General features: G+C 60.6%; 11 protein-coding genes. 3 read left to right on the top strand and 8 right to left on the bottom strand.

What is annotated here, in order from left to right:
• The first annotated feature begins 121 nt into the window (after positions 1 to 121).
• The 3 genes from AC2VNM_RS01715 (at position 122) to AC2VNM_RS01705 (ending at position 4,773) form a co-directional block, all read left to right on the top strand.
• Positions 122 to 427 (top strand): hypothetical protein, encoded by a 306-nt coding sequence (locus tag AC2VNM_RS01715; protein WP_483164728.1) that lies wholly within the window; start codon positions 122 to 124, stop codon positions 425 to 427.
• Positions 428 to 670: 243 nt separating this feature from the next.
• Positions 671 to 2,341, top strand: a complete 1,671-nt coding sequence (locus AC2VNM_RS01710; RefSeq protein WP_483164729.1) for a proton-conducting transporter transmembrane domain-containing protein — start codon at positions 671 to 673, stop codon at positions 2,339 to 2,341.
• Positions 2,338 to 4,773, top strand: coding sequence for a YbcC family protein (locus AC2VNM_RS01705; RefSeq protein WP_486912757.1), 2,436 nt, complete (start codon positions 2,338 to 2,340; stop codon positions 4,771 to 4,773). The genes AC2VNM_RS01710 and AC2VNM_RS01705 overlap by 4 nt, the downstream gene beginning before the upstream one ends.
• A gap of 6 nt (positions 4,774 to 4,779) precedes the next feature.
• On the opposite strand, the gene AC2VNM_RS01700 is transcribed toward AC2VNM_RS01705, so the two are convergent.
• From AC2VNM_RS01700 to AC2VNM_RS01665, 8 genes are all read right to left on the bottom strand, one after another.
• Positions 4,780 to 5,766, bottom strand: coding sequence for a LysR family transcriptional regulator (locus AC2VNM_RS01700; RefSeq protein ID WP_486912756.1), 987 nt, complete (start codon positions 5,764 to 5,766; stop codon positions 4,780 to 4,782).
• Between the two features lie 12 nt (positions 5,767 to 5,778).
• Positions 5,779 to 6,222, bottom strand: a complete 444-nt coding sequence (locus AC2VNM_RS01695; protein WP_483164732.1) for a hypothetical protein — start codon at positions 6,220 to 6,222, stop codon at positions 5,779 to 5,781.
• Positions 6,223 to 6,225: 3 nt separating this feature from the next.
• On the bottom strand, positions 6,226 to 6,576 hold the full coding sequence (locus AC2VNM_RS01690) for a glycine zipper domain-containing protein (RefSeq protein WP_483164733.1): 351 nt from the start codon (positions 6,574 to 6,576) through the stop codon (positions 6,226 to 6,228).
• Between the two features lie 132 nt (positions 6,577 to 6,708).
• The gene (locus AC2VNM_RS01685; protein WP_483164734.1) at positions 6,709 to 7,539 is read right to left on the bottom strand and encodes a ferritin family protein; all 831 of its coding nucleotides are present in this window, start codon (positions 7,537 to 7,539) and stop codon (positions 6,709 to 6,711) included.
• A 149-nt stretch (positions 7,540 to 7,688) separates the two neighbouring features.
• Positions 7,689 to 8,861, bottom strand: coding sequence for a cell division protein FtsZ (ftsZ, locus tag AC2VNM_RS01680; protein WP_486912755.1), 1,173 nt, complete (start codon positions 8,859 to 8,861; stop codon positions 7,689 to 7,691).
• A gap of 37 nt (positions 8,862 to 8,898) precedes the next feature.
• A complete protein-coding gene (gene ftsA, locus AC2VNM_RS01675; protein ID WP_215873055.1) occupies positions 8,899 to 10,179 on the bottom strand; it encodes a cell division protein FtsA in 1,281 nt (426 codons plus the stop codon).
• Positions 10,176 to 11,045, bottom strand: coding sequence for a cell division protein FtsQ/DivIB (locus AC2VNM_RS01670; RefSeq protein ID WP_483164736.1), 870 nt, complete (start codon positions 11,043 to 11,045; stop codon positions 10,176 to 10,178). Before AC2VNM_RS01670 ends, ftsA begins: the two co-directional genes overlap by 4 nt.
• Positions 11,039 to 11,962 (bottom strand): D-alanine--D-alanine ligase, encoded by a 924-nt coding sequence (locus tag AC2VNM_RS01665; RefSeq protein WP_483164737.1) that lies wholly within the window; start codon positions 11,960 to 11,962, stop codon positions 11,039 to 11,041. Before AC2VNM_RS01665 ends, AC2VNM_RS01670 begins: the two co-directional genes overlap by 7 nt.
• Positions 11,963 to 11,966 lie beyond the last annotated feature (4 nt).

The raw sequence follows: 11,966 nt of genomic DNA, 5'->3' as shown, positions 1-11,966 counted from the left end.
TTGGCAGATCCGTCGCGCCGAAGCCTAGGATACGGATCCGGGCAAAGAAAATCGTCCACAACTGCACTATGCTGAAAGCAGCGGAGAAGCGAAGTGGGGCTTTCGTCCCAAGGAGATGGTTATGGCGCTGTGGGATGAGCCGCAGGTGCAGGAGAGAATCCTTGATTATCTGGATGCGCACCAAATGCTGGCCAGCTTTACCAGTATTGGCGGGGTGGCCGTGCGGGATGGTGCCCACTGCCAGTGTCGATTGGTAGAAGGCGGTCAGGACCAGAATCTGCTGAGCTGTCTGGTCGATTTCGAGGAAGAAATCGGTTTTGGTGCCGCTGAGCGGCAACGCCTGCGTCAGCAGGGCGAGTTGCATGTGGTTCTGGGCAGTGACGGAGTGGTGCGCGATGCCTGGCTGTGCCGTGGAGGGAGCTGCTGAACCCTCACTCCGAAGCGTTTTCCTGCAACACTCGCTCGATGCGGCGACCAGCCAGAGGGATGCCACCAGTACATGCATTGCCAGAGCCAGCCGGGGGTGAGCCAGGGTCGCAGCGCCAAAGCCCTGCGCAAATTACATAGATTATAATCAATAAAATATTTTTAAATAAAAAATTATATTCTATGTATTTTGTTGGATAAGCTCTGTTCGTACCCAATATCGGGTACAAGCAGGAGATCCTCCATGAATACCAACCTCTTGACTGCCGTCACGGGCGGTCTGCTGTTGATCACACCGCTTTTGTACATCTTAGCCGCCCTGCCCAAGGCGCTGCCCGGAATGGCCTCGGCGCAGCGCTACCGGGTGCGGATCCAGTTTGTGTCCATTACCGGATTTTTGCTTGCACTGGCAGCAGTCGTGGGCTACGCCCTGGGTGCACAGGGAGACTTTGTCCTGTTCGCGCTGCCCTTGCCGGCCACTGCGGCGCATCTCGACCTGTCGGTGCAGCTCAACGCCATGACCATGCTGCTGGCGCCTTTGGTGTCCTTCGTGTTGATGATCCTGGCGCGGTTCAGTGTCGAATATCTGGATGGCGACTGGGCGCAGGCGCGCTTCTTTCGTCTCCTTGCCCTCACCGGCGGTTTTTTTCTGCTGGTGACCATTGCCGGTAACCTGGGATTCTTCACCCTGGCGATCATTGCGACGGGCTTCAGCCTGCACCGTCTTCTCGATTTCTACGACGACCGGCGCAAGGCGATCATGGCAGCGCACAAAAAATCCCTGTTCAGTCGTGCCGCCGATCTTTGTCTGCTGCTCGCCAGTGGCCTGACGGCGAGCGGCGCGGGAACGCTGGAGTTCAGCAAGATCACTGTCCTTGCCCAGTCTCCAGCCTTCCCCTGGCAGTTGCAGCTGGCGGCCTGGTTCCTGGTCTTCGCGGTGATCCTGAAAAGTGCCCAGTTTCCGTTCCACGGCTGGCTGATCCAGGTCATGGAAGCGCCAACCCCGGTCTCGGCCTTGATGCACGCGGGTGTAGTCTATAGTGGTGCCATTGTCGCCATGCGCATGAGCCCGCTGCTCCTGCGCGAAGAGTCTGCTCTGCTCTTTTTGGGCGCCATTGGCTTGCTGACCCTGGCGATTGGCTCGCTGGTCATGATTACGCAAACTGCGATCAAGTCCTCTCTGGCCTGGTCGACGGTGGCACAGCTGGGCTTCATGTTGCTGGAGTTGGGCTTGGGGCTCTTTTATCTGGCCCTACTGCACTTGTTGGGACACTCCTTGTACAAGGCGCATGCCTTCCTCAGTTCCAGCAGTGGGGTGGACCAGTTACGGCAGCTGAAGCCGCAGGCAGAGAAGGGCGGCTTTGCGACCTGGCTTCTCGGTACCCTGTTGGGTTTGGCGGCGTCTTTGGGTTTGGCCCTGGCTTTTGCGCTGCAACCCCTGGGGCACCCAGTGACCCTCGCGATTGTGGTCATCATTGGTATCGCCATGTCGCAGATCTTCATCAAGGGGACGCTGTTTCCCAGTTGGGGCAGCCGTGCCGGCGCGGCCGTGCTGGCGGTACTGATGATGCTGGTCTACTACGTGCTGCATATCCTTTTTCATGGCTTCTTTGGACCAGATTTCGCTGTCTCTGTCAGCAATTCCGTCCACTACCAGGTCTTTACCGCTTGGGTGATGCTGACCTTCCTGTTCCTCTCCTGGATTCAGGGACCGGGAAGGGTGCAGCTGCCGGTAGCCTGGCAACAGAGTCTCTATGTGGCCTTGTACAACGGCCTTTATGTTGACCTCTGGATCGAGAGGATTGCCTATCGGCTATGGCCAGAGAAGTTTGCCGTCGAAAAACAGCGACCGAGCATGGAATTTGCGACCCTGGAGTCTGATGAGGTCTCGAATACTGCGGGAGGTGGACGATGAAAGAAGAGATCATGCAGCAGAAGCAGTGGGAAGAAGCCGTACAGCAGGCCTGTGCCCGCATCGCGCCGGTTTGGCCTCTGGATTCCTTTGTTGCCGTCAACCCCTATTGGGGCTTCATGGAACAGGATTTTGCCGAGACGGCAGTGTATCTGAACCGTCTCTCCGGTGAAAAACTCTTCCTCGACCGCTCTTGGTTTCGCCAGCAGTGGGAAGCTGGCAAGATGCGCATCGAGGACGTGCAGGCGGCGGCCGCGGATTTCGCTCAGACCCTGAGCAGCAGTGAGGTGCATTGTTATCTTCGCCGCGAGGAGGCGCCACAGACGCAGCCGCTGGCGCTGCTCAGCAATGTCCTGCACCGACCGGATGCCCCGGCCTTGGAAGACTTCCTGCTCGATCAGATCGGACAGTTTCTGGCGGCGTACTATGATCGTGGCCAGGCGGCCTGGACGCGTCCCGGCGCGGCGGACGAACAGGGGCTCTTCGATGCTTGGCGGCAGTATGCACTACGCAATCGCAGCGCCAGTGTCATCGGCATTGGCGACATCCGCCGGATCCTGCTGCAGGTGCCGAGGGAAGCCGCGGCCGCGCGCCAGTGGGCTCTGGAGATTCTGCAGATCCCGGATGGACTGCTCCCCGACTACCTCCTCGCCTTGCTGAAGTCCATCGGTGGTTGGGCCAGTTGGTGCCGCTACCAGACTTGGCAGGCGGAGTTGCAGGGGAAAAGTCGCAGTGATCTACCGGAGCTCTTGAGTATCCGCCTGGTCTGGGAGGCAATGCTGCACTCCTTTGCCAGCCCAGAGAAGCGCAAGCAGTGGCGTAATGAGTTACGTCGTTGGCAACATGGCGAGGTCAAGCCATTACAACGGGAGATGGAGCTGCGCGAGGCGTGTCTGCGTGCCCTGGAAAAGAACTTTCGCCAGGGGATTGCGCGGCAGTTCCACCGCCGTCGGGGGGATTCCCCAGTATCGTCTGCTACGCGTCCCCGCTTGCAGGCGGCCTTCTGTATCGACGTGCGCTCGGAGGTCTTCCGTCGCCACCTCGAGTCGGTTATGGAGGACGCGCAGACCATCGGCTTTGCCGGATTTTTTGGGGTGCCATTGCAGTATCAGCGGGCGGGAGAATGCCATGCCCGTGGTCATCTCCCGGTCCTGCTGCCCGCCAAGATGACGGCGCAGGAGTCGTTGCCTGGCAGTCTGCAGAAGAGGCGCCTCGGACGCCTGCGTCGGCGGGCGGAATGGAAACAGTTCAAGACTGCGGCAGCGTCCTGCTTTTCCTTCGTGGAGTCCTCTGGAGTGGTCTATGGCTTCCGCATGTTGAGCGAAAGCCTGGGCTGGCAACAACCGTCCCAGGCACCGGATCAGGCGGGGTTGAGCGCGGACGAGATGCGACAGGTGCATCCCGTGCTTGCCGATGCGGCCTTCACCGGTAACCCGGAGGCCAAGACGGAGCTTGCCGAAAAAATCCTGCGCGGCCTGGGGCTGACGCAAAGCTTTGCCGCGCTGGTGCTGTTGTTTGGACATGGCAGCACGACCACCAACAATGCCCACCGAGCCGGTCTTGACTGTGGCGCCTGTGCCGGCCAGACCGGGGAGGTCAGCGCCCGGGTGACCGCCGACCTGCTCAACGATGCGGCGGTGCGCAGCGGGTTGCGGCAGCGAGGGATCGCTATTCCCTCCGACACCGTTTTCCTGGCCGGTATGCACGACACTACCCTGGACCAGACGCAGTTGTATCCATCTTCGCTGACACCAGCACCGGAGTTGTTGCAGGAGATACGCGAGGCACTGCAGCGTGCTGGGGATCTCACCCGCCTGGAACGGATCACGAAGCTCGTGCCCGCGGTAAGCGACTCGCAACAGGCCGAACGCTTGCTGACCTGGCGGGGCAAGGACTGGTCGCAGGTACGTCCGGAGTGGGCCTTGGCGGGCAATGCGGCCTTCATTGCCGCACCGCGCTGGCGCACGGCGGGCGCCAATCTGGCGGGGCGCGCCTTTCTGCACGATTACGAGGCAGCCAGGGACCCCGATTTTGCCGTCCTGACCCTAATCATGACTGCACCACTCGTGGTGGCGAGCTGGATCAATCTGCAGTACTACGGCTCGACGGTGGATAACCTGCGCCAGGGTAGCGGTAACAAGGTGCTGCACAATGTCGTCGGTGGGCTGGTCGGCGTTCTGGAGGGTAACGGCGGCGACCTGCGCGTGGGCCTGGCCGTTCAGTCGCTACTCGATGGCTACGAGCTGCGCCACGAGCCGCTGCGCTTGTCGGTGTTCATCGAGGCGCCGCAAGCGGCCATGGATCAGATCATCGCCGCCCACGCGGTGCTGACGAATCTGGTCGACAAGCGCTGGATCACCCTGTTTCAGATCGATGAAGACGGCACATTGCACGAGCGTTTGCCGGAAGGTAGATGGCAGACACGCGCCATGTAAACCAGATTACGTTTCTGATCCCTCGACGCCCGGCGCGAGGGATTTTTTTATAGTCGGCCAGATCTGTTCCAGTCGCTCCCCGATTTCCCCCTCCTTTTGCCGGGCGAACTGCAGGAATGCCTGCGCCGCCAGGGAGAGTGGCCTTTCCTTAGGATAGACCAGGTACCATTGCCGCAAAATCGGAAAGCCCTGCACATCGAGAACGCGAACGGGCCCTTGCGTGCCCTCCAGTGATAGCGAGTGCAGGGACAGGGCGGCAATCCCCAGATGACCGATGATGGCGTGCTTGATCGCCTCGTTACTGCCCAGTTCCATGCGAACATGCGGGTGAAAATCCTCTTGCTCGAAGACGCGCATGGTGGCCTTACGAGTACCGGAGCCCGGTTCGCGAAAGAGAAAGGGCTCGTTTGCCAGATCTGCCAAGGGAATGGAAATCCTATCCACCAGAGGATGATTGGCCGGTGCCATGACCACAATCGGGTTCAAGGCAAAGGCGATGGATTCGATGGAAAAATCCTCCTGCGGCGGCTCGCCCATGATGTAGGCGTCGTCCTCGGCGGTTTGCATGCGCTCGAGGATGCGGTCGCGGTTGGTAACCTGCAGGAAAAGGTCGATTCCGGGATAGCGTTCGCCGAAGGCGCCCAGCAACTCTGGGGCAATATATTTGGCAGTACTGACGACGGCAAGACGCAGATGGCCGCGCGCCAAGCCGTGACGTTCGGATATGGCCGTTTCAAGGTCGTCCAGACTTTGAAAGATGCTGCGGCAGCAGGCGTATAGGTCCTCGCCGACTGGGGTTGGGCGTAGGCCCCGTCCCACCTTTTCGAAAATCGGCTCCCCTAAGGTTTCTGCAAGGGTTTTTAGCTGGATGGATATGGTGGGCTGGGAGACAAAGAGCTCCTCTGCCGCCTTGCCAACACCGCCAAGCCGCACCACCGCTGCAAAAATCTGTAACTGACGCAGACTCAGATTGCGCAGCAGCCTGTTTACCATGCCGATTACCGCTTAGCGGTAGAGTGCCGCTTGGCCCTGGCGTTGCCGGGTCTGGCTGGGGCGGGCACCCTTGGCTGCTGCCTGACGGACGACCTCGTCCGGATCCTGCAAAAGCATCTGTCGTTGGGTTTCGTCGAGAAGAGGATTGCGAGCGATCGCGTAGCGCACGTTGGGATCTCTGTCGCTACAGAAGGCCGCAACCTGCTCGGGGGTCAGATCGGGGCGCTTGGCAATGCATAGACGAATCACATAGTCGCCGTCTTCAGCAAACTGTGCCACTTCGCTGGGCCGGAGATCCTGGCGCCTGGCAAAGTAGCAGCGGGTTTGCACCCACTGCTCCCGGGCCAGGGCCTGCCGGTAGAGATCAGGAATTTTTGGGGCCAAGGCCCAGCGCAGCCGGGCCTCCAGGTCGAGACTACGCCAGGGCGGCAGATCAAATATGTCGCATTCCTGCATCCGTTACTGCGGGTTGCAGGTATAGCCCGGCGGGCAGGAGGGGGGTGGGGAATTTGGGATACAGTTGTATCCCGGTGGGCAGTTGGCTGGCTGCTGCTGTTGGTTTTTGGAGATCGCGTAGCCTGCCAGCCCACCCAAACCCGCACCAATTGCCGCTCCCGTCAGGGGGCTGCCAGATTGATTGCCGATTACGGCACCGGCAACGGCACCCAAGGCGGCGCCTGCAGCAGTATCGGTGGTGGTTTTACTGTTGCCCAAAGGGCTGCTGTTGTACCCATAGGAGTTGCCATACGGATTGTTCGCACAACCCGCCAGCATCAACGTGGTCAGCATCATGCCCAACCATTTTTTCATCGTCTTTCTCCTCGTTCTCTTCGTCACCAGTTGACGTTGACGCGCTCAGCACGAAGCGTGCCCGATATGCATCGCAGAAAAATCAACGTGTTTGCTTGCGTCAAAACGATCTTTTGTCGGGGCTTGGCGACATTAGCCCACAGAACTGGCCATTCGCTTGCGATACTGGCTTAGATCCTTGGCGCTGCGGATCGGTACCTCGAGGAGCGCCGACAGATTGCGCAGAATGCCATTGACCACCTTGCCCTCCCAGATCGTGTCGAAGTGAATCTGGTTGTCGAGCCAACGTTCCAGCCAGCCGGGATCGGGGAGGTGACTCTGTACGCTGTCCTGCGGATACATCTCCTTATTGACGTGCAGATTGGTGGGATGCAAGGCCTTGGCAGTCTTGGTATTGGCCATGAGCACACCAATCTTGGCAAAGGCCAAGCGGGCAGAGTCGCCCACACGCTCCACCGCACGGCGCATGTACTTGAGGTAGATGCCGGCGTGCCGTGCCTCATCCTTGGAAAGCGTTTCATAGATGAACTTGATGACTGGTTCCTGATGCCACTCGGCGGCGGCCTTGTACCAATGCGTCAGACGAATCTCACCGCAGAAATGCAGCATCAGGGTCTCCATCGCCGGCGCTGGATCAAACTCGAAGCGCACCTCATGCAGCTCTTCCTCGGTGGGCAGGTACTCGGGAGCGAAGCGGCGCAGGTATTCCATGAGCACCAGGGCATGCTTCTGCTCTTCATAAAACCAGATCGACATGAAGGCCGAAAAATCCGAATCGTCGCGATTGTCGCGCAGAAACATCTCTGTGGCAGGCAGGGCCGACCACTCGGTAATGGCGTTCATCTTGATGGTTTGTAGATGCTCTGGGGTGATCTTGCTGGCGTCGAACTGATCCCACGGGATGTCCTTCTCCATGTTCCAGCGGGCGGCCTCCAGGGCTCTGAACAATTCTGGGTATAGCATGGTACCAACCTCTCTCGAAAACCTTGCCTGTCAAACAGAAGTATTTCTCATTCTACGGCAAAGTGCCGGTAAAGAAATACCCCCAACTTGCACATATAGCAAAGAAAAAACCCCGCCAATGGCGGGGTGGAGTGTCAGCACGGCGGGCTTCAGTCGGCTTGCCGACGGAGAAAAGCGGGAATGTCGAGGTCGGCATAATCTGCCACCGGGCGTGGGGCGCTGCGCTGGTCGGTGCCAGTTGCGGCACTGCGCGTCGCTTGCTGGCGCAGGGCTGCAGGGCGATCCAGCTGGCGCCAATCGACGGCGTTGGCGGGCATGGTTACCTCCGGACGCAGACGGTTGTTTTCTACCGCCAGCCGCACTGGCTCGCGCTGCAGACCGGTGGCGACCACGGTGACGCGCATTTCCCCTTCCAGGTTTTCGTCGATCACGGTGCCGACCTTGACGTTGGCATCGTCCGAGGCGTAGCTGCGAATCAGCTCACCGACTTCCTCGAATTCACCAAGGGACAGGTCGTTGCCGGCGGTGATGTTGACGAGAATGCCACGTGCGCCGGAGAGGTTGATGTCATCCAGCAGCGGGCTGCTGGCAGCGCGGTTGGCGGCATCGCGGGCGCGGCTTTCGCCACGGGCGGCAGCCGTACCCATCATCGCCAGTCCCATGCCGGACATCACCGTGCGCACGTCGGCAAAATCCAGATTCATCAGGCCCGGACGGGTGATCAGCTCGGAAATACCCTGCACTGCCCCCATCAAGACGTTGTCGGCAGCGAGATAGGCATCGCGCAGGCTGATCTGCTTGCCCAGCACCGCCAGCAGTTTTTCATTGGGGATGATTACCAGCGAATCGACATGCTGGGCCAGTTCATCGATACCGGACAGGGCATATTGCTGGCGCTTTTTGCCTTCAAAGTTGAAGGGTTTGGTGACCACGCCGACGGTCAGGATGTCCATATCGCGGGCGATGGAAGCGACCACGGGCGCTGCACCGGTCCCGGTCCCGCCACCCATGCCCGTCGTGATGAAGAGCATGTCGGTATTTTCGAGCACGCCGCGGATCTCCTCGCGGCATTCCTCCGCCGCCTTGCGCCCGATCTCGGGGTTGGCACCTGCGCCCAAGCCACGGGTCAGTTCGCTGCCAAGCTGCAAGGTGCGCTGGGCGTGGGAGTTGCGCAAGGCCTGGGCATCGGTATTGGCGCTGATGAATTCCACGCCTTCCAGCCCGGTCAGGGCCATGTTATTGATTGCGTTGCCGCCACCGCCGCCTACCCCGATGACCTTGATGACGGCTCCTTCCTGCTGCATTTCGTTCAATTCAAACATTGTCGATTCCTCTCGCTGGATCTGTGGGATGGGGGACTCAGCCGAAGCTGGTCTGTACCCAGTTGCGCAATTTGCCAAAGACGCCGCCCATGGCCGCGGCGCGATGTCCTTCGTCGCGCACCGTACTGGTGGCGGCAGCGGGCTGTTGCACCGGCTCGGCCTGGCCGGCCAGTCCGTTGTGCATGCCATACATGACCAGACCGACGCCGGTGGCATGCCAGGGAGCGCGCACCACCGTTTCCATCCCGGCCAGATGCATGGGCTCGCCGGTGCGCACCGGTAGGTGCAAGATTTCCTCGGCCAGTTCGGCCATGCCCTGCAGGCGGCTCGAGCCACCGGTGAGTACGACGCCGGCGGCGACGAGGTCTTCAAATCCGGTGCGACGCAGTTCGGCCTGAATGAGCTCGAAGAGTTCGCGCACGCGCGGCTCGATGATGTCGTTGAGCACGCGACGGGAAATGGTGCGCGGGGGACGGGCACCGACACTCGGCACCGGGATGTCGTCGTCCTGTTCGATTAGGTCGCCCAGGGCACAGCCATAGAGCTTCTTGATCTGTTCGGCCTCGACGGGTGGGGTACGCAAGCCCAGGGCGATGTCGTTGGTGATCTGGTCGCCGGCAATGGGAATGACCGCGGTATGGCGTACGGCGCCATCGCGGAAAATGGCGATGTCGGTGGTGCCGCCACCGATATCGACCAGGCAGACGCCCAGCTCCTTTTCATCCGCGGTGAGCACGGCATCGGCGGAAGCAAGTTGTTCGAGTACCAGGCCCTGCACCTGCAGGCCGCAGCGTTCGACGCACTTGGCAATATTCTGCGTGGCGCTGATGGAGCCGGTGACGATGTGGACCTGCGCTTCCAGGCGGACTCCCGACATGCCAATGGGTTCGCGTACCCCTTCCTGACTGTCGATGGTGAATTCCTGGGGCAGCACATGGATCACATTCTGGTCCTGCGGAATGACGATGGCGCGCGCAGCGTCCATCACCCGACCGAGATCATCATTGCTGACTTCCTTGTTTTTGATGGCGACGATGCCGTGACTGTTGTAACCGCGGATGTGTCCGCCAGCGATACCCACGACCGCGCCATGGATTTGCACTCCGGCCATGAGTTCGGCCTCCTGTACCGCGCGATTGATGGCCTGCACGGTAGATTCAATGTCGACGACCACGCCCTTTTTCAGGCCACGGGAGGGATGCTGGCCAACACCGATGATTTCTGCCTCGCCCGTGGAGCGTGCTTGCGCCACGATACAGGCGACCTTGGAGGTGCCAATGTCCAGACCAACGATGAGTTCCTGATTGCCGCGTTTCATTTTCCTTCACTCCTTGGGGCTGCCGGCCCCTCACTGACACTCGTAGAAGCCGCCTCGGGCAAGGCGACCGCGAAACCGTTGTTGTAGCGCAAATCCATGCTGGCACCGGGCAGCAGATATTGTTGAATCTCTGGGGCGACGCTGACCCAGCGTTGCACACCTTCCATGATCTTTTCCCGACCGAGGACCAGTCGGACCCCGTTACTGAGGATGCAACGCCAGCCACCGCGTGGGTCGAGCTCCAGGGCGCGCACCTGCAGATGCAGAGGTGCCAGGGCCTGATCCAGCTTTTGCCGTTCCTGCAGCATCTGTAGTCCTGCATCCGCTGGACCAAAGAGGGCAGGGAGCTGTTGCGGGATCTCGTTTGCGGGGACCGAATAGACTTTGCCGTTTTTCCCCAGGACCTCGCCGGCGCCCCCCAGCCAGCGGGCTACTGGCTGCACCGCCTGCAGGTCGATAGCGATGCGATCGGGCCAGACCCGACGCACATTGACATTGGCTACCCAGGGTACCTGCTGCAGGGCGTCGCGCACTTGCGTGAGATTCACCCAGAGAAACCCCTGTCCTAGGAATGGAGCAATGGCTCGGTTGATTCGGTACACCGGTATCTTAGGTGAAAGTCCTTCGATGTGGATCGTATCGATGGGCATCAGCGCGGGCTGGCGTACCCAGTCCCAGGCCTGCCAGGCGCCGAAGCCAAGAGCGAGCAACAGCCCACCCCCGAGGGTTATGCGCAGGGTCTTGCCCCAGGGAAAGGGCCGGCTGGGAGCGATGGCCGTAGTTGGCTTTTGACTCTCTTGCGGTGGCGGCGCCTTGGTGACCGGTTCCCGCCGGTATCCTTGCATATCGCGAATGGCACTTACCATGATTTCACTCCCTCCCCCGCGTCGAGGATACGTCTGCATAACTGGCCAAAATCCCAGCCGATGGCCTGTGCCGCCATGGGTACCAGACTGTGGCTGGTCATACCGGGAACGCTGTTGATTTCGAGCAAAGTCGGCGCCCCGTTCGCATCTACTAAGAAATCCACTCGGCCCCAGCCGCAGCCGCCGATTTCGCTGAAGGCCTGCAAGGCAAGATCCTGCAGTTGGCGGTCTAGCACATCGCCGAGGCCCGAGGGCAAGAGGTAACGGGTGTCGTTGGCAATGTACTTGGCGTGGTAATCATAAAACTGACCACTGGCCTCGATGACGATCGGTGGCAGAGCCTCGCCACCGACAATACCGACGGTGACTTCCTTGCCGCTGACGGCGGCTTCCACCAGCACTTCGCTGTCGTGGGCGAAGGCCGCGCCGAGGGCACTTTGCAGCTCCTGGGCGTTGCCAGCGCGGCTGACGCCAATGCTGGAGCCGCCGCGGTTGGGCTTGACGAAAAGCGGCCAGCCCCAGCTGGACAGGCTGTCGGGCAGGGCGTCATCGGCGCGCAGCAGAATGCCGCGGGTGGTGGGGAGGCCAGCGCTTTGCCAGAGACGTTTGCAGCGCCACTTGTCCATCGACAGGGCGCTGGCGAGTACCCCGCTGCCGGTATAGGGGATGCCCAGGTTGTCGAGATTCGCCTGCAGATGTCCGTCTTCGCCGAAGGCACCATGGCAGATGTTGAAGGCAATGTCGACGCCCGCATCGCCCAGTTGCGCGGCGAGGTGTTGCGGCTCGACGTCGATGCCGCAGGCGTTCAACCCCGCATCCTGAAGCGCTCTGAGTACCGCTGCACCACCGAGTAGGGAGACCTCGCGCTCCTCCGAGGGGCCGCCGTAGAGTACGCCAATGCGCTGTTTTTTCGACATCCTG

It is taken from the genome of Acidithiobacillus sp. TH-A67, assembly GCF_057473545.1.
The sequence above is the reverse complement of the archived record's forward strand: the minus strand, read 5'-3'. Positions and strand labels throughout refer to the sequence as shown.